Annotated in this window: 13 protein-coding genes; all 13 read right to left on the reverse strand. The window is 41.0% G+C overall.

Translation table 11 applies throughout. The features are described from left to right. The 13 genes from AC59HC_RS07085 to AC59HC_RS07145 all read right to left on the reverse strand — a co-directional run bounded on the left by AC59HC_RS07085 (position 1) and on the right by AC59HC_RS07145 (position 25,080). A complete protein-coding gene (locus AC59HC_RS07085) occupies positions 1-711 on the reverse strand; it encodes an L-ribulose-5-phosphate 4-epimerase (RefSeq protein ID WP_002978734.1) in 711 nt (236 codons plus the stop codon). Between the two features lie 33 nt (positions 712-744). Continuing rightward, complete coding sequence (locus AC59HC_RS07090; protein WP_343643300.1) at positions 745-2,445, reverse strand: ribulokinase; 1,701 nt, start codon at positions 2,443-2,445, stop codon at positions 745-747. A gap of 128 nt (positions 2,446-2,573) precedes the next feature. After that, positions 2,574-4,562, reverse strand: coding sequence for an alpha-L-arabinofuranosidase family protein (locus AC59HC_RS07095; RefSeq protein ID WP_496558308.1), 1,989 nt, complete (start codon positions 4,560-4,562; stop codon positions 2,574-2,576). 63 nt (positions 4,563-4,625) lie between these two features. Further along, on the reverse strand, positions 4,626-7,259 hold the full coding sequence (locus tag AC59HC_RS07100) for a beta-glucosidase (RefSeq protein WP_496558309.1): 2,634 nt from the start codon (positions 7,257-7,259) through the stop codon (positions 4,626-4,628). 296 nt (positions 7,260-7,555) lie between these two features. Next, complete coding sequence (locus tag AC59HC_RS07105; protein WP_496558310.1) at positions 7,556-10,294, reverse strand: T9SS type A sorting domain-containing protein; 2,739 nt, start codon at positions 10,292-10,294, stop codon at positions 7,556-7,558. Positions 10,295-10,563: 269 nt separating this feature from the next. After that, the gene (locus AC59HC_RS07110) at positions 10,564-13,086 is read right to left on the reverse strand and encodes a glycosyl hydrolase 115 family protein (RefSeq protein WP_496558311.1); all 2,523 of its coding nucleotides are present in this window, start codon (positions 13,084-13,086) and stop codon (positions 10,564-10,566) included. 16 nt (positions 13,087-13,102) lie between these two features. Further along, positions 13,103-14,323, reverse strand: a complete 1,221-nt coding sequence (locus AC59HC_RS07115) for an SGNH/GDSL hydrolase family protein (RefSeq protein WP_496558312.1) — start codon at positions 14,321-14,323, stop codon at positions 13,103-13,105. A gap of 27 nt (positions 14,324-14,350) precedes the next feature. Further along, positions 14,351-16,288: a glycoside hydrolase family 97 protein gene (locus AC59HC_RS07120; RefSeq protein ID WP_496558313.1), complete on the reverse strand. Its 1,938-nt coding sequence runs from the start codon at positions 16,286-16,288 to the stop codon at positions 14,351-14,353. A 2-nt stretch (positions 16,289-16,290) separates the two neighbouring features. Further along, positions 16,291-17,667 (reverse strand): glycoside hydrolase family 43 protein, encoded by a 1,377-nt coding sequence (locus AC59HC_RS07125; protein WP_429815226.1) that lies wholly within the window; start codon positions 17,665-17,667, stop codon positions 16,291-16,293. An 8-nt stretch (positions 17,668-17,675) separates the two neighbouring features. Beyond that, on the reverse strand, positions 17,676-19,082 hold the full coding sequence (locus tag AC59HC_RS07130; protein WP_496558314.1) for a glycoside hydrolase family 43 protein: 1,407 nt from the start codon (positions 19,080-19,082) through the stop codon (positions 17,676-17,678). Positions 19,083-19,095: 13 nt separating this feature from the next. Beyond that, a complete protein-coding gene (locus AC59HC_RS07135) occupies positions 19,096-21,114 on the reverse strand; it encodes an NPCBM/NEW2 domain-containing protein (RefSeq protein ID WP_496558315.1) in 2,019 nt (672 codons plus the stop codon). Between the two features lie 130 nt (positions 21,115-21,244). Next, positions 21,245-22,615, reverse strand: a complete 1,371-nt coding sequence (locus AC59HC_RS07140) for a glycoside hydrolase family 43 protein (protein ID WP_496558316.1) — start codon at positions 22,613-22,615, stop codon at positions 21,245-21,247. Between the two features lie 17 nt (positions 22,616-22,632). After that, positions 22,633-25,080, reverse strand: coding sequence for a glycoside hydrolase family 31 protein (locus tag AC59HC_RS07145; RefSeq protein ID WP_496558317.1), 2,448 nt, complete (start codon positions 25,078-25,080; stop codon positions 22,633-22,635). Positions 25,081-25,249 lie beyond the last annotated feature (169 nt).

Consider the following 25,249-nt stretch of genomic DNA (forward strand, 5'->3'; position numbering starts at 1 on the left):
TTAGTGTTTAAATTCCTGTCCGTAGTAGGCATTCTTGCCGTGCTTACGTTCATAATGTTTTTTGATAAGTGAGTCTTTCAGACGTTCCGCATCAGGATTGATCTGTCTGGTGAGATAAGCCATTTCGGCAATGGTCTCCAGCACTTTGCTGTTGTAGACTGCTTTCTCAGCATTTTTTCCCCAGGTAAACGGACCGTGATTGCCGATAAGAACCATTTCCACTTCTTCCGGAGAGAGCTGTTTTTCTTTAAAGCATTCCAGAATCTGTATTCCTGTGTTGTATTCGTAGTTTCCTTCGATCAGCTCATCCCGCATCGGTGGAGCGCAGGGAATATCTGTTGTTAAATGGTCTGCATGGGTGGTCCCGAAAACAGGAATATCCATTTGTGCCTGTGCCCACGCCACGGAATAGATCGCATGGGTGTGGGAAATTCCACCGATATTTTCCCAGTTTTTATACAGATAAGCATGGGTCTTGGTATCTGAAGAAGGTCTGAGCCTGCCCTCAATGACATTGGCATCAAAGTCCAGAATCACCATATCTTCCGGCTTTAAAATGTCATAAGGGACACCGCTTGGTTTAATGGCAAAAATGCCTTTATCACGGTCTACAGCACTTACATTCCCGAAAGTATAGACCACCAGCTTCAGGGCATCCAGCTGCATATTCGCTTCATAACATTCTCTTTGGAGTTCTTTATAGGTATTCATTTTGAGTATCATTCAAAAGGTTAAAATGGAAAATCAGGAGTTCTGAAGTTCTTTCCTGTTGTTTTTCAGTTTGGTATTGTATTCTACAAAATCAGCGAGCTTCTGGTATTGCTGCATTAATTCTCTGTAGTGCTGTACTTCTTCCGCTTTCGGCTGATATTCCGCTTCAAATGCGGAGCCCATTTTCATGCTTGCTTCCTGTACGGTTGGATAAATTCCTGCTGATACAGCTGCATAAACAGCAGCCCCTAACGCGGGAGTCTGGTCCGAAGCGGCAACCACAATCGGCATATCCAGAACATTAGCAAGGGTCTGCATGATAAACGGTGATTTCCTTGCTACTCCTCCGATTCCGATCACTTTATTGATTTTCACACCTTCCTCTTCAAAACGGTCTACGATCTTTTTAGCTCCGAAGCAAATGGCATTCACCAAAGCTTTAAAAACATGGGGAGCTTTTGTTCCCAAAGAAAGCTGAGTGATCGCTGCTTTAAGTTCCTGATCTGCATCCGGTGTTCTTCTTCCGTTTACCCAGTCTAAGGCAACCGGAACAGTATCTGAAAGAGGAATTTTTTCTGCTTCAAGGGTCAATTTTCTGATAAGTCCGGCCTCCATTTCTTCAGTAAGCTTTGTCTTCTGCTCCTCTGAAATACTTTCGGAATGCATCATCACCTGATGAACCGACCACATCAGAATATCTTTATACCATGCCAGAACATCTCCAAAGGCGGACTGCCCTGCTTCAAGCCCTATCAGTCCGGGAATCACAGAGCCATCAACCTGACCGCAGATCCCTTTTACGGTTGTATCCCCAATGGCTTCCTGTGAGGCTACCATAATGTCACAGGTGGAAGTTCCCATGATCCTGATCAGGGTATTTTCTTCCACCCTGGCTCCTACAGCTCCTGAATGGGCATCAAAAGTTCCTACCGTAATAATGGTTTTGGTGGTAAGACCGGTTTTTGCGGCCCATTCTTCATTCAGATAGCCGGCAGCTTCGTCTGAAGTATAGGTTTCCCTGTATAATCTTGCTCTGAGTGCTCCCAGAGAAGGATCAAGCCTGTTGAGGAATTCTTCGGAAGGCAGACCATCCCATGACTCATGCCACATGGCTTTGTGGCCAGCTGCACAACGGCTTCTTTTAAAGGTAGCCAGGTCTTTATGATCTGATAAAAGGAAAGTCAGATAATCACAGTGCTCCATCCAGCTATAAGCAGCATTTTTTACCCCTGCATCCACTCTGCTGATGTGCAGTATTTTGGCCCAGAACCATTCTGAGGAGTAAATACCGCCTTCATATTTTGTATAATCTTCTCCACCCCAGGTTCTTGCAAGGGTATTGATTTCTTCAGCTTCGCGGATAGCGGTATGGTCTTTCCATAAAACCATCATGGCATTCGGATTCTCTTCAAATCCCGGAACCAGTGCTAAGGCTACTCCATCACTTGTTACTGGTAACGGTGAAGAGCCTGTAGTATCAATGCAGATACTAACAATCTGCTCTGCCGGTATCCCGCTTTCTCTTACAACTTCTGAAATAGTTTTCTCCAGACCTTCAATATGATCTGAAGGATGCTGTCTGAAACTATTAGCTGAGGGATTACAGAATTTACCTTCTTTCCATCTTTGATAATAGCTGACTGAAGAAGTTATTTCAGAACCGTTTTCAGTGTCAATAAGAACGGCCCGTACGGAATCTGTACCGTAGTCCAGCCCGATAACATATTTTTTCATGGTGGTGAAACGTTTTTGATTATTGAGATTTTAAATTCTCCTGATGAGATAAAAACAAATATAAGATTCTATTTTAAATAAATGTAAAAAACACACTTATTTTTAACAAAATACTGTATATCAAATAATTAATTTATTTTTACCTTTAAAACAACTAAAGAATTGGCCGGAATTTCCGTTGAAATTTCCCCATTTTTGGCTTCAGAAATCTCTTCTTTAGGTTTTATGGGTTCAGCATCGAAACTATTTTCAGTAGAAAGCTGTGGTGCGGATAGAAGGATTTTGATTATTTTCTTACCTGTTTTCAAAGTTCCCGGTTTGATATTTACTGTTTTAGCCTGAGTATCAGTATTGACCATTTTAATAATAATCTCGTGAGTTTTCGCGTCTTTTACTGCTGTAGCGTATAATTTTTCCTGGCCAGATACTGCTTTTCCATTACTTTCTATTTTCAGTACATCCGTTCCTTTATTGTTGGAGAATAATTTCTGAACATAATAATTCGGTGTCGTGTAAGATTTCAGATTATTGAACCAGATGAGATCGGGTGTCCACTGCCAGCCGTCAGCATGGGCAAAAAGCGGTGCGTAAGAAGTCATATACACCACATCTGCATTTCTTTCAAGACCGGTCATAAAAGCGGCTTCTGAAAGAGCTGTTAACCAGTTATTCTTATTATCAGGCTTTACCACTCCTACAGACTGGGCTGCATATTCTCCGGCGAAGACTTTTGGCCCGGAACGGTCATAATGGTCATATCTTCCGGCATTTTTCATAAACCAGTCGGGTGAGTTGTAATAATGTTCATCTACAATCTGTGCGTTAAGCTGCTTCAGTTCTTTCCAGCCATATTCAAAGAACTCGCCGTCGGGTGATGGTCCGCTTCCGGAAATAATCTTAATGTCAGGATATTTTGTGTGAATGGCTTTTTCAAATACTTTATAGCGTTCGATATAATCCGCTCCCCACTGTTCATTTCCCACTCCGATAAATTTTAAATTAAAAGGCTTTGGATGCCCCATTTCAGTACGGATTTTACCCCATTTTGTTCCGGAACCTCCGTTGGCAAATTCAATCAGGTCAAGGGCATCCTGAATATAAGGATCCAGATCTTCCATTTTCACCAGCTCTGCGGTATTGAACTGACAGGCCATGCCACAGCTGAGAATAGGAACAGGTTCTGCGCCCAGATCTTCGGAAAGCTGGAAATATTCATAAAATCCTAACCCGAAAGACTGCCCGTAATCCGGTGTAAGCCTATGCGGAAATCCAGTACTCCATTTATTGATGAGATATTCACGGTCTGCCACATTTCCTATTGTTTTTTTCCACTGATACCGTTCTGCCAGAGTTCTTCCTTCTACAATACAGCCTCCCGGAAATCTCAAAAATCCGGGTTGTAAATCATATAGTTTCTGAACGAGATCTTTTCGTAATCCGCCTTTTCTGTCTTTCCAGGTATTTTGAGGGAAAAGTGAGATCATATCCATGTTGACAATGCCATTTCCGGTAAATGTAATCCGCAGTTTTGCTTTTTCTACGGTTTGTGGTGATTTGAAAACGGCTGTATACTTCTGCCATCCCTTTCCTTTTATGAGCGTAGAAACTGAAGAAATTTCCTTTCCATTTTCATCAACAAGACTTGCATTTACCGCAGCAACATTTCCTGAAACATTCTCCAGATCAAAAATGAAATCATATTGTTCTCCTTGATGAAGGCCTATTCCCCTGAATCCTTCATTCTCCAGAATATAATTTTTATCATTCAGAACGGTAATTCTCGCGTAATTCTTATTGGTTTTGGCAGGATCGGAATAAATGGTCAGAAATCCGGAATCCAGATTAGGAGAAAGGGTTTTTGTGTTGGGTTGTTTCCATCCTGTGAAAGGTTCGTCAAATTCAAAACTGCGGTTTTTAATCAGCTCCGCATACAATCCGCCATCAGCTGCAAAATTGATGTCTTCAAAGAAAATCCCGTACATGGTAGGTTGTATTTTAACAGGTGCCGGAGTTTCTTTCAGATCCAGATTAAAAGTACGGACTGTATTATTCTGAGCCGAAAAAAAAGCAGCACTAAGGGAAATCGCGATGGAAAGTATTTTATTTTTTGTTGTCATAGGTCATATATTTTTGAAAGCTATTGTAGGCTTGCAATGGTTTCAATTGTTCCGAATCAATTTTTATTTTACTGTTAACGGAATACTTTTCAACCCTGCATCATCAGAAGTTCCGCCGTAAAAAATGGTATACTCGCCGGGTTTTGAAACCAGATCATCTGCTTTTTCATCATAGAAGGCAAATGAGTCTTTGGAGAGGGTCAGCTCAATATTTTTTGTTTCTTTAGATTTGATTAAAGCTCTTTCAAAAGCCCTTAACGTTTTTACAGGTGCCTGGGCATCATTATTTCTTTTGATATAAATCTGAACGACTTCTTCACCATCCCTTTCTGAAATATTAGTTACCGGAATTGTGATCGTCACATTTTCGTTGGTATTGATCATATTTTTGCTGAGTTTTGAGTTTCCGTAAACAAATTTTGAATAGCTCAGGCCATGTCCAAACGGATAAAGAGGTTTTTCCGTCATATAACGGTAGGTTCTTCCCTGCATATCATAATTTTCAAATCCCTGATGCTTGCTTGTCTTTGAAAGGGAATTGTCCAGCTGTTCAATATTGTTATAAAAGGTAATGGGTAATTTTCCGGAAGGATTATAATCCCCTGCCAAAACATCTGCTACAGCCGTTCCTCCGGATTGCCCGCCATACCAGGCATTCAACAATGCATCATAATTTTTCTCATCCTGCTCCAATCCCAGCGCGCTTCCGGTGCAAAGAACAAAGACAACAGGTTTTCCGGTTTTTCTAAGCTCCGCCAACAGGTCCCGCTGAACTTTAGGAAGGGCAATGGAAGTTTTATCACCTCCTCTGAAGCCTTCTGCATTCACCATCATCTCTTCACCTTCCAGGCTTGGAGAAAGTCCGCCCGCAAAGACAATGACGTCTGCATTTTTCACCTTTTCTCTTACCGAAGCAAAATTAACAGGGTCTTTTCTGTAGACTTCAAAGCTGATGCTTACATATTTCCCTTTTTGTGTATGGCGAAGTTCTATCTGATATTCTTTTCCTTTCTCCATTTTTACAGGAAACTCTGAAGGATGTCTTGCGTCAGGTCCCTTTCTTGTTGCGATTTCTTTTCCGTCCACGAAAAGGGTATAGATATCGGAAGTGGAAGCAGAAAACACGACCTCTCCTGTATAGGTACTTTTGAAAATCCCTGAAATGATCGCTGAGGTATTTTCTCTTCCTACATTGGGTGCAAGATGGGTTCCTCCAAAGCTGTTGTAGCTGATGGCAGTAGAATTTACGGAAGTATTGGCCGGCTGCCCTTTGAATTCATTATTATTGAAAAACTCTACTTTCATTCCTTTTGCGCCGTTTTTCTGACTGATAAAATTCTGGTATAATGACGTTCTGGAAGAAGGATCTGTTACTTCGCTTCCTTTTTCGTAGATCATTTCAGCATTCGGGAATTTGGTTTTGATTCCGTCTAAAATCGTTACAATGGAAGAAGGCGTTCCGTTATAGTTTCCCAACTGCATCAATCCGTCATCAGCATTTGGTCCTACAACGGCAATTTTTTTAATATTTCTGCTGAGAGGCAGAATATTCTTTTCGTTTTTCATCAGCACAATTGATTTTTGTGCCATTTTCAGTGCCTGTTTTTTATGCTCCTCGGAATCGACTACAGAATAAGGAATTGTATTCCAGTGAACGGAAGATTTCGGATCAAGCATTCCCAGTTCAAACCAGCCTTTCAGGATTCTGCGCATTGATGCATCGATATCCTTTTCGGTAATCAGTCCGCTGGCCAGAGATTTATTCAGATTGTTATAAGTATCTCCACATTCCAGATCCGTGGAATGTTTCAAGGCATCTGCTGCGGTTGTTTTTTCGTCAGGATGGGTGCCGTGGTATTTTTTCTGAAAGAAATCGGCCAGTGCCCAGCAGTCTGAGACTACCATTCCGTCATACTTCCATTTTCCACGGAGAATTTCAGTAAGTAAAGTATTGTTTGCACAACATGGCTGCCCGTCAAAAGCATTGTAAGCACACATTACTTCTCTTACATTCCCTTCCTGAACCAATGCTTTGAAAGCAGGAAGATATGTTTCATACAGATCTCTTTTTGAGATTTCTGCGTTGTAAGAATGGCGATTCCATTCCGGTCCGCTATGTACTGCAAAATGTTTGGCACAAGCGTGGGTTTTAAAATATTTCGGGTCGTTTCCCTGCAGACCTTTTACTGCAGCAACACCGAGAATAGAGGTAAGATAAGGGTCTTCACCATAGGTTTCCTGGCCTCTTCCCCATCTTGGGTCACGGAAAATATTAATATTGGGTGTCCAGAAGGTAAGTCCTTCATAGCGTCCTGTTTTTAGAGCTTCATCAAAAGACCTGTTGTATTTTGCCCGTGCTTCATCAGAGATCATTTCAAAGGTTTTAAAATGCTCCGGAACATCCCATGTGGCTGCCATCCCGATTGCCTGAGGAAAAACTGTGGCTGTTCCTGCTCTGGCCACTCCGTGAAGTGCTTCATTCCACCATCCGTAGGCAGGAATTTCCAAACGGGGAACTGCCTGGGAGTTATCCATCATCATCCCTATCTTTTCTTCTGTTGTGAGTAAAGAAAGGAGATTCTCAATTCTTTCATTAACCGGAAGATCCGGGTTTCTGAATGGGTATTTATAATGGCTCTGGGCAAAAAATAAAGGGGCTGCCAGGGTTGCACATAGGATTAATACAATTCTTTTCATAGGTAATATGGTTTCAATAAAGTCCGAAAAATGGCTGTTGATTTTGTGATTAATCATTTTCAATCCACTGATTTTACAGATTTTTACGGATAATTATATTTTCATTCTTATTTTATACAAATTGCCAGTATTATTCAGCAACAACGCAATGAAAAACAAATATAACGTTCTATTTTAAATAAATGTAAATAATACACTTAAATTAAGAATAAATCCTACTTACTTTTGGTTTTCATCTACCAAATTGTGGAAATAAAGCCACCATAAGCAATGCTCATGATGGCTTTGGACTCAATTTACTCTTTGATGAATTTTTGTTTTACGACTGTATTATTTTTTTGAGTAACCTCAATAAAGTAAATACCGGCCGGGAAATCTCCCACATTAATTTGGTTTTTCCCTGAATTTATTTTCAACCCGGATCTGATGACACCTCCTCTTCCATCAAAAATGGTGGCAGCAGCTTCTGACAAATCAGAATCAATGAAAAGGTCTGCTTTTACCGGGTTAGGATATATTTTTATCTCTTCTTTTTTAGCTTCAGCAGAAATGTTTCTGGCACTTAACGATCCGAAATTTAAAGGAAGAACGTTAGCAGAATAGCCATTTTCTTCTGTAAGATATGCTTTGAAAGATCCTATTGCAGGCTCACTTCCGGCAGTTACTTTATAAAAGCCTGTTACTCCGTTTTCTGTTTTCAGCACATAAGCATTCGCCGGAACTTTAATGCTCTGATATACTCCGTTCAGCTGATTGACCGTGATTGCTTTGGGTGTGGAAACATTTCCTGAACCATTGAAAGTAATATTTCCTGTCGCATTGATGATTACCGGAGTATTCGCAGGAATGATCCCGTTTGAAATTGCGGTACAATTGATATTGCTTGCATCCGGAGACATCATATAAGCAGTAACCCCGGAAGGTATATTAGCCTGGAATGGTAAGATCAGCACGTCATAACCATTAAATGTACGGCTGTAAGAAGCTGTATTGGCTGTGAAGTTAAACGGCACCTGAAAATCCTTACCCTGACCGGAAAGGACAAGATTTGAACATGTAGTACCTGAAATCACATTATTGGCAGATGAACTTACGTTTGAATTCACATAATAAATGCTGTTAGTATTGGCGCTCATAGGCTGCCAGTTATTGGAGGAAGTAACTCCTGCTGCATTTCTGAAGTCTACAGAAGTGTAATAGCCATTTTCCAGTGCATCCATCAGATAGCTGTCGTTTGCGGAATAGGTTCCTGCGAATTTAGAAGCAATTTCATTCCCTACATTGAAATAAACATCACCCAGATTAAGGGTAAGTACAGAGCTGTAATTGGAATTTCTCAATCCTAAAATTCCTTTGCATCCGTCTGTAAGCACCTGTCTTGAAATATCGAATGTGATATCGAAATTTCCTCCCTGCGGAAAATTAATCTTGCCGTAATTATATGATTTTGTTACGCCCTGACTGTTGATGTAATATAAAGTCGTATTGTCCGAATAGCTTTGCCCCGCCGTTGTATAGCTGTTTACATGCAGGATCAGTTTATTGTACCTGTCATTAAGCTGAAGATATCCGTTAGCAGCAGTCATATTATTGCTGATAAGGGGGCTTGGATTAGAGAACGTCACCGTTGTATTGCTGATATTGAATCCTGTCCCAAAAGCTGTACTGGTAGCAGTTTGTGTTTCGATTTTATTATAATGAATATCTCCGCCTGTCATCAGAGAAGCAGGTCTGTCGCCGCTTTTATTAAAAACAAAAGTCATGACACTGGAAGGGCTGATATCAGCCGTTGGCCGGAACGTTGCTGCACTCAAAGAAAGAGGAGTACTCACCATATTGGATTGTGTATTGGTCAATATTTTTGTTCCCGAAGTCGTGTAAAAAGGCAGGTCAACCTTCAAACTATAGGAGTTCTGAGAAGGATTAATGACCATAAGAACAACCTGGGTTCCATCCTGAGAAATATAGGAAGAACCCTGTAAAACACCTGTTTTGTCATCCCATTTGGCATCTATTCTCGTTTTTTCTGTTGTGTACTTGGCATAATGTGAAAGAATATAGCCTCTTTTGGTCATTACACCTGCAGGAGTTCCGTAAGTTCCATCACCCATTAAGCCATAATAACGTTTGGCAGAGTAATGAATCCAGGCATTGACATTACCTAATAATGCATTGTTGACACTGCTGGCAAAGGTAAATGCATCTGTATTCCAGCTGAAATCTCGTGCCGGCTGGGTGGATGAAGAGTTCCAGTTGATCAAATACTCTGTCTGCCAGATTTCTTTGTTGTAATTCTGGAATTGTTTGTAGGCAGACTGCATAAGCCCGTATTGATGCCCCCCATAAACTTCAAAATTGGCCATTGCCGCAGGATCCAGCAAAGCACTGGCAAAATTATCCGTAAATCCTACACTTTCTGGGGCAATCACTTTACAATTGATAAGCTGTCCGTAATTTTTGATGAAGGTGGTAATTTGCGCAGGAGTCCAGATACATCCCTGATACTGTGCCATTTCATCCGGTTCATTTTGAATGGAGATATAATCAAGATCTACTCCATTGTTCTGGAGATAGGTAACAAAGCTGTTAAGATAAAGCGCATAATCCTGATAATTTTCCGGCTTTAAATATCCGATCTGTTGTACTCCGTTAGCGTCAGTATAAACAGCATTTACATGGTTATTGGTTTTCCAGGCTGCGGGCATGGTCCAGGGCGAAGCAAAAATGGTAAGCCCCATAGATTTGGCAAGCTGTGCTGTAGCCAGTACTGAGCTCCAGTTACTGCTGTTTTCGGGAATATACAATCTCATAATATTATATCCACCTTCACTGGAAGTTCCCCAAAGCGTCTGAATCTCTGAGGTAGACATGTGGTTATACGCAAACTGCGGACTGCAGACAAATCCTCCGAATCCTTTTATTTTCTGATAAGGAATATTCTTATCAATTTTTACGGTTGTAAGCTGTCCATGAAGCATCAGGCTGCAAAACAGAGCTATAGAATGAATGGTTACAAGACTTAAAATTTTTTTCATAATGGTTTAGTTTTAGATAGTCGTGATTTTGATCGTAAACAATTAAAGTAAGGGCAATAGATTCCCCATCAAGACGGTTGATTTTCAAAAACCGTCAGGAAAATACCCTGAATGATATCAGGCAGCGATCTGTTAAATAAAGTTGCTTACAAAATCATTCGCTGTTCTTTCTCTTCATTCTCTGTGAGGGAACTGTATTTCAGATTGGAATGTGAATTAAGGTTAGTGTTTCATAATTAAAGTGTTGTTTGTGATGAGTATTGGGCCAATCAGTGAAGCATTTCGCTTTCGGGAGCGCCCAGGTAAGAGGGTTTTAATCCTCCGGTGTTGATCAGTATCTTTTCAAGGACAATGCCGGGTTCCAGCACTCTGAAACGTAACGTGTGCTTTCCAGCCTGCTGAACCGAATGCTTTGTAACAGATTTAATAATATGCTCGGACTGCCATCTTCCCAATTCTCCTTTGTAATGGCCATTGAAGTTGACAATTTGCGGAGTTTCGTTGTCAAAAGAAATTTCGTAACGCAATCCTTTATTATGATTAAAATTTAAAGTCGGAGCTAATAATAATTGGACTTCAAACTCCCCTTTTGATTCAAAATTGATATCATATTCCAGCCAGATATTTTCATCGGCTTTTGGATAGGCATTCTGCGGAAACGTTGTCACTCCCGACTTTGTTATTCCAAAATCAGGAATCACTTCCCAATGGATTCGGTCAGAATTGCTCATTCTTACAAAACTTTCTGCTTCAATGGAAACATAGCCGTTTTTCTCCTGAAATATTTTTTCTTTGGGAACCTCAGCTTCAGAAATATAGGTGACTTCAGGCATTATATTTTCTTTTCCGTCTGCCCAGCTTTTATATCCTATCCTCATCTGATCCATCATATGCTTCCATTTTCCGCCGGCAATCACATTATTGTATTGATTGTCCAGATAAGCATTTCTTTCAAAACATGCCTTCACTTTATCTGCGTAAAAATTGGCTCCCGGATCTTTTTTCGCTGCCAGTTCCCTGTTTTTTGCAACAACATAGTACATTTCGTATAAATTACTGCATGCATCAATCGGGTACAAAACCAGCTGATAATACGCATCCTGATAATCGGCAGGAATCTGTTCTTTTAACCGTAAAGCTTCTACGGCCAATGCTCTGTAATCATTTAAGACCGTTTCAAATTCATGGTAATTCTCTAGGCTGTATGTTTTACTGTCAAGGGTTTCAGGGGTTACTCTTCTGTTGTATTTGGCATACAGATTAATCATCCCGGCAATTTCTTTGGCGTGTTTTTCACCAAACTGCTGAGCAGCCCACTTCTCAGTATATTCCAAAAGATTTTTACCATTAAACTGCTTCGGATTCCAGGCCATTTCCAGGAAAAAACTGATCGGAAACTCCATGGGTTTTAAATCTCCTACATTCACGACCCAAAGCTTATCTACTTTATGTTCATAGGAAAGGTTCATCTGTTCCCAGACTCTCTGGATGGGACTGATGTTGATCCATTTGGAGTTTCTCGGGCCACCTACATAATCAAAATGGTAATAGATTCCATAGCCTCCTTTATGCAAAGGTTTTGAAAGGTCAGGAAGCTTTCTTACATTTCCCCAGTTATCATCACAGAACAGCAGGATCACATCATCCGGAACCCTCATTCCTTTATCATAATAGTCCTGAACTTCTTTATACAATGCCCAGACCTGAGGTGTTTTTTCAGCTTTCTTTCCGGTAACATCTGCGATGATTTTACGTTGATCTTTTACAATTTTTTCCAGCAGGGAAATATTAGTTCCCTCTCCCATCGCTTCATCACCATCACCACGCATTCCGACTGTAACAAGCTTTTCCCAGCTCTTGCTTCTTTCGAGTCCGGATTTCCAGAACTTCTTTAAAACTTCTGCATTTTTAGCATAATCCCAGATATTCGGGAGGTTATTTTTTTTGATATACCTGTGCCAGTCGGTTTGTGCCAAAGCCATAGGCTCATGGTGGGAAGTTCCCATGACAATACCCATTTCATTTGCTAAAGGGCCGCTCAAAGGGTCATCATCATAGAATGCTTTCCCCCACATTGCCGGCCATATATAGTTTCCTTTAAGACGCAGGATCAGTTCAAAAACTTTTTCGTAAAATTTAGAATTAACTCCGCCAAAAGTTGCTCTTGCCCAGCCTCCCAATGAAGGTTCTTCATCGTTAAGGAAAATACCGCGATACTCTACAGCAGGCTCTCCGTCTGTGTAAATTCCTTTTTTAAAGTATACATTTTCTTTTTTCTCAACCGGAACATCTGCCCAATAATACCATGGTGAAACACCTATCTGCTGAGACATTTCATAAATTCCGTAAATCGTCCCCCTTTTATCACTTCCTGCAATCACAATGGCTTCAGAAACGCCCGGAAAAGGATTACTGACATTCTGAATGATATATTTTTCTCTTTTCCCTATTAATGCTTTTCCATCCAGCTTTTTTTGCCTGATCAAAGCATCAATGGTTTTGCTTTTACCTGCTTCACCAATAATGATGATCATCCCGTTCACTCCAGGGTTTTGGGAAACCAGATTAGGCTGGGCACCGGTTACTTTTTGAAAATCAGATTGAAGATTCGCAACGGCACGCAAAATTCCTTTATCCGAATCACTGTCTGAAAAAAGCATCAAACCTGAATTACGCTCTTTCAATACCACCGAATTTTCTGTCTTAGCAAAAGAAATAAATGGTTCGGTTGCTTTTACAAAAAATATAAACAACAACGTAAGAAACAGCGAAATGTTTTTTGTAAAATTCATACTATATCTTTTTGATTTAATTTTTAAATAAGTTCAGATCCACAAATTCTCCCATTCTCCTGTAGCCGGCCTCATTGGGATGAAGAAAATCATGATCGTGCATATCGTTTAAGATGACTTCCGGATTTTCACTTTGCATTTGTTTTGCAAAATCGATGACGGCATCAAATTTTCCGCTGTTTCTTATCCAGTCATTTACTTTTTTCCAGGCCTCGATACGGAAAGGTTTGTCATAGAACGACTTTCCAAAAGGAAGAATTGTTGCTCCGTACACTTTGATCCCTTTAGCATGTGCCTTATCAATCATCACCTGATAAGCGGCAATCAGTTCTTCTGTTCTTTTGGAGGCATCATCAGGATCTCTTGTTCCTCCCAGATCATTCACTCCTTCCAGAATGATCAGCCATTTTACGCCCTGCTGATTGAGGATGTTATAATCGAAACGGTCTAATGCTGTAGGACCCAAACCGCCACGCACCACACAATTCCCACCAATCCCGAAATTAAGGACGCTTACATTCCTGGTTGAAGGATTCGCCAGTAACCGCTGCGAAAAAATATCCGGCCAGCGATTCTGTCTATTGGTTCCCGATCCTCTTCCGTCGGTAATGGAATTTCCCATAATAGCCACCGCATACGAGGGTTCACCTGTCTTTACATCAATGTTAAAAAGCGAATACCAATGATCTGTTTTTACAGGATTTTTAAATATAGCAGCACTCGCTTGCACACCTTTAACAATAAAAGAGGTTGTTCGTGAACCCGGATGCCCGGTGACAGATTGGGTTACTTTTCCATAGGAAATGGTAATGGCCAGCAGCGAATTAGCCTTCAGGTTAAAGTTCACTTCATCAGAATAAATATCAGATCCGGGAGCAATTTTAAAACTGTTTTTCTTCTCAAACGTTAATGATCTGATGGTAGCTGCATCCACATTGCTGCTATCGGACGGCACAGCAATGGAAACCGCTTTTACCTCCAGGCTATCCATGGAATATTTGTTGGAGAAACGTAACCGCAGTTTTTTCCCACCCACAGATACACGCACAATCTGACGCAAGGTATTTCCTGAAAGTCCCGGTTCCGGCGGAAGATTCTTGGGTTCCACCAGTTGGGGAGCCGTTGCCCAGGTAGTGAGCCACTGGCCTTTGGATGACTGCTTTTCCAGACTCCGGGAGGAAGAGCAGGAAATCAAAAATCCCGAAATGATAAAGATATATAAGCTTTTGAAGCGCATTTTTTCTGTTTTTCGTTTTATCAATCTTTAATTTCTTACTACAAATCCTCCGTTCGGCTGAATTTCAATAGTAAAATCACCTTTTGCATTCACTTTCACTTCTTTTTTTGATGTATTTCCTTTTGCATCATCATTGATAAGTTTCAAGTTTTTCCCGGCGAACATCGGAAGCTTTATTTTCAGTTTTTGGGATTGCTTCTCAGCATTTACGCCTGCCACATACCATTGATCTGCATGTCTTCTCGCAACCACGGCATATTTCCCGGGATAGCCGTCTATGAAAACTGTTTCATCCCAAAGTGTTGGAACTTCTTTCATGAAGCTGAGCTGAAATTCCGGAGCATCGGTCAGGTTATTCGGCATGATGCCAAACATCTGAACGGGATTCTGAAACAGGACTGCTGTAGCAAGTTGAAAGCCGTCCGTAGTATGTCTTTTATTTTTATCCTTGTTGGATTTCGTTAAATATTTGTTGAGGAAAGTTCCGCCAAACTCCATACTTCCCACTGTATTTCTGATGAAAGGATGAAGTGTGGCAAAAAAAGCTTCCTGTTTCCGTACATCTTCTGAGAAATAGAGCATTTCTGAGGCAAGAACGGCCTCACTTCCTGCATAATTCGGGTACATTACTTCCCAGCCTCTCGGTAAAGTAGCTCCATGGAAAATAATGGTTAGTCCAAAATCGTTGGCATCTGACAGAATATCTTCGTAAAGACGCATGGTTTCCTGTTTGTCTCCTCCGAAGAAATCCACTTTCAGTCCTTTTACGCCTGCTTCTTTCAGCCATTTCATTTCCTTTTTCCGTTCAACGGATGAACTCATTTTGTTTCTCGGTCCCATCGGTGCATCATTGGCTGCTCCATTGGAATTATACCAAAGCAATACCCCGACATTTTTCGATTTTGCATATTGAATAAGCTCTCTCATACGGTCTTTCCCTATATTTTTATCCCAAAGCGCATCAATAAGAATAAACTGATATTTCAGCGCCGCAGCAAGGTCTATGAATTTCATCTGATCATCATAGTTCATACTGTTATCCTGCCAAAGAATCCAGCTCCAGGTAGATTTTCCGAACTGATACTCCTGTGAAGGCTCATACATCGGATCTACCACATCAAAAGGAATGGTAGTTTCTACGATGGGTTTCAGGGAGCTGCCTACTGTAATTGTTCTCCACGGTGTCTTTCCGGGAAGAGAAACAGCTGCTCCGGTACTTCCGAAGCCGTTATTTTCAGCAATGTTCGGATAAGCGACTTTGTAAAGGCTTTTTTCTGCTGTGGTTTCAAGGTGTGAGGCACAATATGTACTGTTCACTCCTGTCTCAGAAAGTAATACCCAGCCTTCATTTCCGATATGGAACAGACCCGGGAAAACATAGCCGTAATCAGACGATATTCCCAGCTCAGCATCAGCTTTATATCCACTTTCATAACTTGGTGCCGTGCGTGCAAAGCCTGTCATCGGCTTCATCATAGGTGAAAGAAAAGTAGTGGTTTGTGACGGGAATCTGTATCCTGTAGTTTCTGACTGTACCACAACACTCAGCCGTTCTTTCATTGGTGGAATATTATAGCGGAAAGCAATATTGTTGTTGCTGACCTGAAATTCAATGCCTATCCCATGCTGATCTGTATTGATGAAATTAACCGATAAAGTATTGGCTTTGTAATCAATCTCAGATTTTTTGATTTTTTCGTTTGTATATTTCTTAGAAATGCTATCTTTTTTGCTGTCCACAAATTTCAGATTCTTTGAAAAATCGGACTCATTGGTTACCAAACCCAGCGGGGATTTTTCAAGCATTGTTTTTCCCTGAAGGATAACATTATACAAGGCTTTTCCCTCTTCTGAAAAAACCTGAAGCTTCAGGTGTCCATCCGGGCTTGAAATTTCGGCTACCTGCGCAAAGCTTTTGCTGATCAGGAACAGGCTGAATATGATATATAAAACTTTTTTTCTCATAATTAATTATTTTCAAGAAACGTCCAGTAATCGAAATACATAATATCTGTTGAGGCTTTTCCATTGAATACAAAGTACAGATCATGAATGCCGGTAATCTTTTCAGTAAGCTGAACTTTTACGGTTTCCCAGCGGTCATCCCCGCCCGTCAGCGGAACCTTTACCGTTGCGGCAACCGGGCCGTTCATTGCATCCAGATGAATGGTCATTGTTACTTCACTGTTATGGGTCGTTCCTACTCTTGCAGAGAAAGCACCAGCTCCTTTTTTCCGGAAGTCCACATTCTTTACACTGGTATACGCTCCATTTTTCTTTGCTTTGATGAAAACACCAGCCTCTTTATTCTGATAGGATTTTACATTTTCCGACCATGCAATCATTTCTGCCTGATTAAACGAATAAGGATTAACTGCTGCGATAGCTTTTGTAATTCCATTAGTCATTTTAAATGGCGAAATAGAACCGTCTTTATTGAATGTAAGCTCTTCCAGACTTACCGATCTTGTAAACCCGCTTCCGCCCGGCAATGCCCCATTGTGATAAAAGAAATACGTTTTCCCGCGGAAATCAATAACACCGGGATGATTGGTGAATGACTTCCCTTCTGTAGGCATCACAATTCCTCCATATTTCCAGGGGCCCTGTGCTGTTTTACCTGTAGAATATCCTATGAATTCAGGAAGCGGACCGCCCGGCCAGAAAAGATAATACAGGTTTTTTCTTTTGTACAGCCATGGGCCTTCTTCGTATTTTGCAGGTCTTTCCGGGTTAGGTTTGCCATCCCTTTTTCCAAATGATTCTTCGGTCATCGGAACTTCTGTAATATTCCCGGAATAGGAGATCATATCTTCATTCAGCTTTACGTATTTAAGCTTAGGATTTCCCCAGTACATATGGGCCTGTCCGTCATCATCCACAAAAACGGTTGGATCAATATCTCCCCATTCGCTCTGAACAAGAGGTTTTCCCAGCGGATCATGAAAAGGCCCCAACGGACTGTCGCCAACAGCAACCCCTATAGCGCCTTTGTTATTGGTTTTGGACCACATCGGAACGTATAAAAAAAACTTTCCGTTTCTTTCTACACATTGTGCGGCCCAGGCATCGCGTTTCGCCCAGTCGAAATCTTTATACGAGAGAATTGTTCCGTGATCTGTCCAGTTCACCATATCATTGGTGGAATACACTTTCCAGTCGTTCATGGTAAACCAGGTGGAATTGTCTTCATCGTGTGTGGTGTACACATACAGCCTGTCATTGTAGACCATCGGTGCAGGGTCTGCAGTATAATTGGTCTGAATAATAGGGTTCTGCGCTGATAAGCCTTCGGAAAAACCTATCAGACAAAGCCCCAGTATATATTGTATTGTATTTTTCATAGTCAGTTTTATTTTTTCTGAAAGCTCCAGTAATCGAAATTAAATAACTTTCTTCCTGCCGTAATATTTTTGCCCTGGAACACAAAGTATACATCGTGAACACCGGAAACAGATTCTGAAATTTTTGAGGTCAGGGTTTTGAACTCTTCCCAGCCACCGGTTCTCGGAATCTCAATCTGGGCTATTTTCGGTCCTTTAACATCATCCAGATGAACTTCCAGAATACCACCATCAATTCCTGCGGCAACGGAAGCTGAAAATGCAGAAGCCCCTTTTTCAAAATCCACCGAACGGACCCTGATATACCCTCCTGCTCTGGCATCGGAGACATACACTCCGGTGTTTCTGTTTTCGGAAGTGCTGCATTTTTCCGACAATGCCATAGTTTCGGCTTCTGTTCTCTGATATGGATTTAAGGTTCCAGCCGGAGCTACACCTTCTTTGGTCATGGTGATCTTCGGAATAGTCCCGTCAGCATTATATCTGAATTCTTCTACAGCAGTTGAGCGTCCGTAGCTTCCTCCGGCCGGCAATAGTCCGGTATGGTAAAACAGGTAGGACTTTCCTTTGAAATCGATAATTCCGCCATGGTTGGTAAAGCTGTTAGTAGGCTGGTCGGTCATTATTTTCCCCTGATATTTCCACGGCCCGGTTGGCGATGGGCTGGTTGAATAGGATAAACATTCTGTTCTTCCGGTCATTCCGGCATACATCATATAATATTGATTGTTACGCTTATAAAGCCATGGTCCTTCTACATATACATCATCAAATTTTTCCTGCTTTTGCAGAACCTCATCACTTTTCCCGGGACGTCTCAGCCCGCCGAAAGCTTCCACCGATAGCGGAATTTCTGTGATTTTCCCCTGATAGGAAGTCATATCTTTATTGAGCTTCACATAAAATAATTTACTGTTTCCCCAATACAGATAAGCCTGTCCGTCATCATCTGTAAAAACCGTAGGGTCAATATTATCCCAGGTTCCGGTTGAAATCAGAGGTTTTCCCAAAGCATCTCTGAAAGGCCCGGTAGGACTGTCAGACACCGCAACACCAATAGCCATATTGTTGTCAACAGTCTGTGCACAGATATACCAGTAGAATTTGCCATTTCTTTCAATACACTGCGCTGCCCAGGCCCTATCCCGCGCCCAGCTGAAAGACTCTAAAGAAATAGGCGAACCATGGTCTGTATAATTGACCATATCTTCCGTGGAATACACCCGCCATTTGGTCATCGTATAAAAATCAAATCCCGGCTGATCATCCCCTGTATAAACATACATTTTCTCTTTATAGACCATGGGAGCCGGATCTGGTGTAAAATGGGTCTGAATAACCGGATTCTGCGCAGAAATACCAATCCCTGCCAGCAGAAAAGAAAGTGTGATATATTTTAAGTTTCGTGAATTCATATCTTAATCTTATTTATTTGAGTGAAATGAATTTATAATAGGCAACACCATGTGCCGGAATGTCCAATGAAAGACCTTTTTTGTCCGTATTGATTTCTGCAATATCCTTCTGTCTCCAAAGGTCACGAACCGTCTGAACACCTGAAATCCCTAATTTTTTGAAATCTTTATAGGGTAGCGTCACTTTTTCTCTTCCGAAATTGGCAAAAGCCACAGCTTTGCTTCCGTCCTCCAAATCTTTGACATAAATTCTGAGCTCACCAATGGTCTGCAAACAAACACCCTGTTTTCCCAAAGTATCCTGATTGACGGCAATAACCTCATCATTCGTCAGAAGGTTTAAAGTGAAATCATCCAGTTTCTCAAGGTCACAGCCAATCAGCAACGGGGCTGAAAAAATACTCCACAGACTCATATGAAGATACTGTTCATCAGGCTTCAACCGGCTCTGATGTGGATTTCCCCAGCCGACAACGCCAACAACCAGCATATCCGGATCGTTCCGGTTTCCGGGTTTCGCAAAAGGAGCTGCCTTGTCCTGAGCAAGGGCAATATTCTTTACGCTTGACCAGGTATCTGTAATATCGTTGGTGGTACGCCAGGATTGTGCACTGACCTCATCACCCCACTTCCATACATCACCCATTCCGTATTGGCAGAGGTTATACACGATGTCTCTCGGCTGCTGCTTCAAAAGACTTCCCATCAGTTTGAATGGTTTCACGCCTTTATCCGGATCCCCACCACCTTCAAAAGCAAGAGAAGGAACTTTATTGGGGTCATTATCCGGCATCCCGTCAATCACTCCGCCATAACTGCACCAGTCGTATTTCAGGTAATCAACACCCCATTTGGCGTAGCTTTCAGCATCCTGTTTTTCGTAACCGTAGCTTCCGGTACATCCGCCACAGGTCCATGGACCGGGGGAAGAATAAATTCCCATTTTCAAGCCATTGTTATGGATGTAGTCTGCAAGGCCTTTCATATCAGGAAATTTGGAATTGGTCAGGATATACCCGTTTTCATCACGCATCTTTCCCTGGAATGAAGGGTCTTTTCCATCTCTGTTATACTGCCAGGAATCATCGATATTGATATAATTCCAGCCGTGATTGATCAGTCCCGACTTTATAAGGGCATCTGCTGCACGTTTCACTTTGTCGGCAGAAACTTCATGTCCGAAGCAGTTCCAGCTATTCCAGCCCATTGTAGGCGTGAGAGCGATTCTGTCCCCACATTCTATTTTTAATTTTTTTGAAGCTGAACCTTTCGCATTTTTAGCATTCAAAGTCACTTCATAACTTCCTTTAGAATCTATTTTTCCAGTGATGATTCCGGTCTGTGAATCTATTGTTAAACCTTTCGGAAGATTTTTTGCCTTAAAAGTCATTGGTCTGTCACCCGTTGCTGCAATCCTGAACAAAAAAGGTGAGCCAGGACGAACTCCGTAAACGCCTGCTGAATTAATTTTTGGAGTTGCCACAGGTTTTGGCGTCAAAATATAAGGTACTGATGAAATCGGATTAAATGTTATCAGTTTTGCACCGTTTGCTGTTTCAAACTTAGCATCTGCCCAATCGGCGTGATCATAATAAGGTCCGTTTCCGCCGTCTGTTACGACTAATTCTAATTGTTTTACACCTTCCAGCAAAACGGAAACAGGCTTTGCTTTATAGCCTAATTTCATGACCCCGCTTGACCAAAGTTTTTTGTTGTCGCCGTAAATTTCAAATTCGGCAGCGGGATTCTGCCCTTTGATTTCATCATCCAATCCCACCATTGCGGTAAAGCTTTTTGCTTTGCCATTTAATCTAATCAACAAAGAACTTTCAGCGTGGGTTCCAAAGCCTCTTTTGAAAACTTCGCCTGCAATGGTTATAGGTTTTCCGTCCACCGAAGTATTGATGCCCGGTTTTCCGTGCCCCTGTGTTACAACGCTCAAATCCAACTGGTCTAACCAAACGGTTGACTGCGCATTTAAACAGTATCCGGCAATTAAAAAACTGAAAATAAAGAGTTTAAATCTGAACATTTTTTAAATTGTAACTGATATATTAATTGTAACTCATAACAAATGACTTAAGTTTTGGCTAAAGCCATCCATATTCTTTCTTTATAAAATGGACTAAAGCCCATTCCTATTGATATTCCTGAATTCAGCTTTAATTTTTAAATTTCCACCAATCGAAATAGAAAAGGTCTTTTTCTCCCTTAAAAACAAAATATAAATCATGGATTCCCTTTACACTTTTCAGAAGTGTATTAATAGTCTTATATAAGTCGCCCTCACCTTTTCCTGTAACGTTAACAACGCCAAGCATAGGTCCATTAAGAGCATCTGAATGTACTTCTATTTTTCCTCCATAAAGAGAAGCGACATTCACATCCAAAGATTTTACGCCTTTGGAAAAATCTACTCCCTGGATTTTAATATAATCACCATTGTTAATTGAGGTAACGATGATACGGTCTGTGATTTTTTTGCCTCTGTTATATGGTTGATTGCGTTCCCATTCTGTGACCATTTCTGTTTTAAGGCCTTCGCTGTAAGCCATAGTTTCTGCTTCAACTTTTTTATAAGGATTCAGAGTACCCACTCTTTTTGCGCCATCCGCAGTCCAGAAAGGAAGCTTCTGAATGGTTCCATCTGCATTGTAGGTAATTTCTGTAACACTGACAGACCGGCGTTCGTAATGCTTGCTCATGGTCTGCATCCTAAGCATATGGTTGAATCCGAAAACATAAGATCTGCCTTTGAAATCTATAATACCGGGATGATTTCCGCTGGACCTCTGGTCGCCATCCATAATCACGCCTCCATAATTCCAGGGTCCTGTAGGTGATTTTGCCATAGCATAACCAATCCCTTCCGGGCAACATTTTGATGCGTAAGCCATATAATAATGGTTATTTTTTTTCCAAACCCAAGGTCCTTCCTGATACTTGAAAGGATCTGGCTGGTCTTTCACCTTCGCAAACGAAGGGTCTTTGGTGATTGGTCCGGCAAGAGATATCATATCTTCATTCAGTTTAGCATACCAAAGATTGGGATTTCCCCAGTACAGATAAGCCTGCCCGTCGTCATCAATTAAAACTGTGGGATCGATATCATCCAGAGAATTTTTGATCAAAGGCTTACCAATAGGATCGGTGAAAGGACCGTACGGACTGTCCGCCACTAAAACACCAATCCCCATATTGTTCGGCATTGGACAATACATATAGAATTTTCCTTTTCTTTCGATAACCTGTGGTGCCCAGGCGCCGTTGTCGGTATTTACCCATTTAAAATCTTTGAGCGAAGCCACTACACCGTGGTCTGTCCAATTGACCATATCTGTGGAAGTGTAGAGCAACCAGTCTTTCATTTTGAATCCGAAAGCATCGTCCTCATCATGGCTCGTATAAAGATAAACCGTATCCTTATAAACCATCGGTGCCGGGTCGGCAGTATACTTGGTTTGGATAATCGGATTTTGACCAAAACAAATCTGGAAAAATCCCAATGCTAATATCAAACTTAAATTTTTCATACTTCAATATTTTAAGTTTATTTAAAATGGATATCTGTTTTTTGCCCTGAATAATTTACCGTTTTCTGTCGGCCATCAGGAAGAATCAGGTTAAAACTCCTTGTCTCAATCATTCCTTGGTACTTCCCTTTTCGGGAATCTATTGTCAGTGTTTTTGATTTTTCATTCCAATGAAAAGGTATTTCCGTATAGGCTCCTTTTTCGTAATTATAATTATCGAATTCATCTTCATATAAGATAAAATCTGCATCTGCTCCCGGATAGATTTTTACCGTAAGATTATCCCATTTTTTCTCAGTGGCATATTGAACATCGGGACCAAAGGGAATGATGCTTCCTGCTTTTACATACAAAGGAATAGTCTGAAGATTAACAGATTTCTGAATTTCTTTCCCTCCACTGTATTTTTCATTGGTCCAGAAATCAAACCAATCTGTTCCTTCCGGAAGGTAAACTTTCACGCTTTTGTTTTGAGTAAAATCTATATTTGAGACCGAGTTATCCTTATTGCTGTCGGTTTTATTCCAGCCTTCATTTTCATCAGTTTTAACTGTCTTTTCAGGAGTATATTGGGCATTGAGAACAGGTGTCACCAACAATGATTTTCCAAAAAGATATTCATTATTCATATCCCATGTTTTTTTGTCTGAAGGAAAATCCATGGAAAGGGCTCTCATAAAGCTGGACCCGTTTTTTGAAACATCATGGGAAACAGAATAGATATACGGTAACATACTGTAACGCAACCTGATGAATTTTTCTATCGCATCATAAACAATGTCTCCTTTATTCCCAAACTGATAAATTTCTCTCGCAACATCAGTTCCATGCGAACGCATCATCGGCGTAAAGGCTCCATACTGCAGCCATCGGACATACAGTTCCTGGAACATTGGATTTTTTGAGCCTCCATTTCTTTTGTAAGTACCAGCAAAGAAACCTCCGATATCGGAATTGAAATTCGGATTTCCTGTAAGACTGAAATTCAATCCTGCCGGCACCTGTTTGCGCAATGTTTCCCAGGAAGAATTGACATCTCCGGACCAGGTATTGGCCGCATATCGCTGCTGGCCTGCAAACGCTGATCTTGTTAAAATAAAAACCCTTTTATCACCGGTGGTTTCACGCTGATGATCGTAAACACCGCCTACTGTCATCAACGGATACGCATTTCTTACTTTTCTGAATGAGCCAAGATAGGTTTTAGTGTCCAGATCTTCCGCTTTCTGGCTGAGATGATCGGGTTCTGTTGAATCCATCCACCAGGAATCTACACCAAGGCTGAAAACGCCTTTGTTCAGATATTTCCAATAAATATTTCTCGCTTCAGGATTGTAAGCATCATAAACACGGACACCGGAAGGATAATTCATATCCGGAGGCCAGACATCACGGCCTGATTCCGGCCAGGTACTGATGTTGAAAAGCATCCCCTTTGGATCCATTTCACGGTACTGTTTGGTCATTGGTCCGAATGACGACCAGATGGAAGCTGAAAGATGGGCATTCATATCATGGATCTCCTGTACCATTTTTTTAGCATCCGGAAAGTCGGGACTGATGAAGTCCATGGCGTTCCATTGATAATTGTTTCCCCAGTATTGCCAGTCCTGTATAATTCCGTCTAAAGGAACTTTCAAATCGCGGTATTTTTTAACCACCTCTGTCAGTTCATCCTGGCTTTTGTAACGTTCTTTGCTTTGCCAGTAGCCATATGTCCATAAAGGAAGCATGGGTACATTTCCTGTGAGGTCACGCATTCCAGCCACTACGCCATCGGCATTTTTACCATAGATAAAATAATAATCAATACCGTCTCCCACTTCAGATGAGAAAGAGGTTTTCTGAGACGTATCGGTAAATTGTGTGGGTGAATAGTTATCCCAAAAGACGCCATATCCTTTTACAGACTGAAAGAAAGGCACAAAATCCCAGGTATTATTCTGAATCATTTTTACATCGGTATTCCGCTGGGACATTTTTCCGTTTTGCAGAATTCCCAGACCGTAAACAGGTTCGTCTTTTTCAAGCTGAAAATCCTGTCTTACAGAATAAGTCTGTGTTCCGGCATCATTAAATGGCTTGAAATCATTTCCGGTTTCTTTCAAAAGCTCTTTTCCGGATGGCAATGTATAGGTGATCACTCCATTTTTAGTATTAATGGAAAGCAGAAGGTCATTTGTTTTTAATGAAATAATATTATTTTTTTCTGAAACTGAAAATTTGATTTTCTGCTCCTGTTTAATGACCGACAAACTATTTTTGACAAATAATCTGCCTGCGGGATATTTAATAATCCTGATCGTATTTTCTCCATAAAATTTCACTTCAACATTCATATGATCAGCGAAAAACTTCAATCCTGAATCTGTTTTCTGATAAGACTGCGCACTGACATTTACCATTCCGGAAAACATGATTACTGTAATAATGGAAGTTTTGATGTTCATCTTTGTAAAGCTCATTTCATTTTAAATTTGAATTATTATATCATTACCTTAAAACATTGAAGCTGTTGCAACTTTTATATTCATTATTTTTAACCACAAAAGGCACAAAAGTTTTAAACACTTAAGTTTTTTCAGAGCCAGGCCTTATGCGTAATAAGTACACCTAAGTTTTTGTGAAAATCTT

It is taken from the genome of Chryseobacterium sp. DZ-32 (genome assembly GCF_059587025.1).

Bases quoted from the DNA above. Each gene is read 5' to 3' on its own strand.
- AC59HC_RS07135 (WP_496558315.1), bottom strand. From the start codon at position 21,114: ATGTTCAGATTTAAACTCTTTATTTTCAGTTTTTTAATTGCCGGATAC.
- AC59HC_RS07140 (WP_496558316.1), bottom strand. From the start codon at position 22,615: ATGAAAAATTTAAGTTTGATATTAGCATTGGGATTTTTCCAGATTTGT.
- AC59HC_RS07110 (WP_496558311.1), bottom strand. From the start codon at position 13,086: ATGAATTTTACAAAAAACATTTCGCTGTTTCTTACGTTGTTGTTTATA.
- AC59HC_RS07145 (WP_496558317.1), bottom strand. From the start codon at position 25,080: ATGAGCTTTACAAAGATGAACATCAAAACTTCCATTATTACAGTAATC.
- AC59HC_RS07120 (WP_496558313.1), bottom strand. From the start codon at position 16,288: ATGAGAAAAAAAGTTTTATATATCATATTCAGCCTGTTCCTGATCAGC.
- AC59HC_RS07125 (WP_429815226.1), bottom strand. From the start codon at position 17,667: ATGAAAAATACAATACAATATATACTGGGGCTTTGTCTGATAGGTTTT.
- AC59HC_RS07130 (WP_496558314.1), bottom strand. From the start codon at position 19,082: ATGAATTCACGAAACTTAAAATATATCACACTTTCTTTTCTGCTGGCA.
- AC59HC_RS07115 (WP_496558312.1), bottom strand. From the start codon at position 14,323: ATGCGCTTCAAAAGCTTATATATCTTTATCATTTCGGGATTTTTGATT.
- AC59HC_RS07095 (WP_496558308.1), bottom strand. From the start codon at position 4,562: ATGACAACAAAAAATAAAATACTTTCCATCGCGATTTCCCTTAGTGCT.
- AC59HC_RS07105 (WP_496558310.1), bottom strand. From the start codon at position 10,294: ATGAAAAAAATTTTAAGTCTTGTAACCATTCATTCTATAGCTCTGTTT.
- AC59HC_RS07100 (WP_496558309.1), bottom strand. From the start codon at position 7,259: ATGAAAAGAATTGTATTAATCCTATGTGCAACCCTGGCAGCCCCTTTA.
- AC59HC_RS07085 (WP_002978734.1), bottom strand. From the start codon at position 711: ATGAATACCTATAAAGAACTCCAAAGAGAATGTTATGAAGCGAATATG.
- AC59HC_RS07090 (WP_343643300.1), bottom strand. From the start codon at position 2,445: ATGAAAAAATATGTTATCGGGCTGGACTACGGTACAGATTCCGTACGG.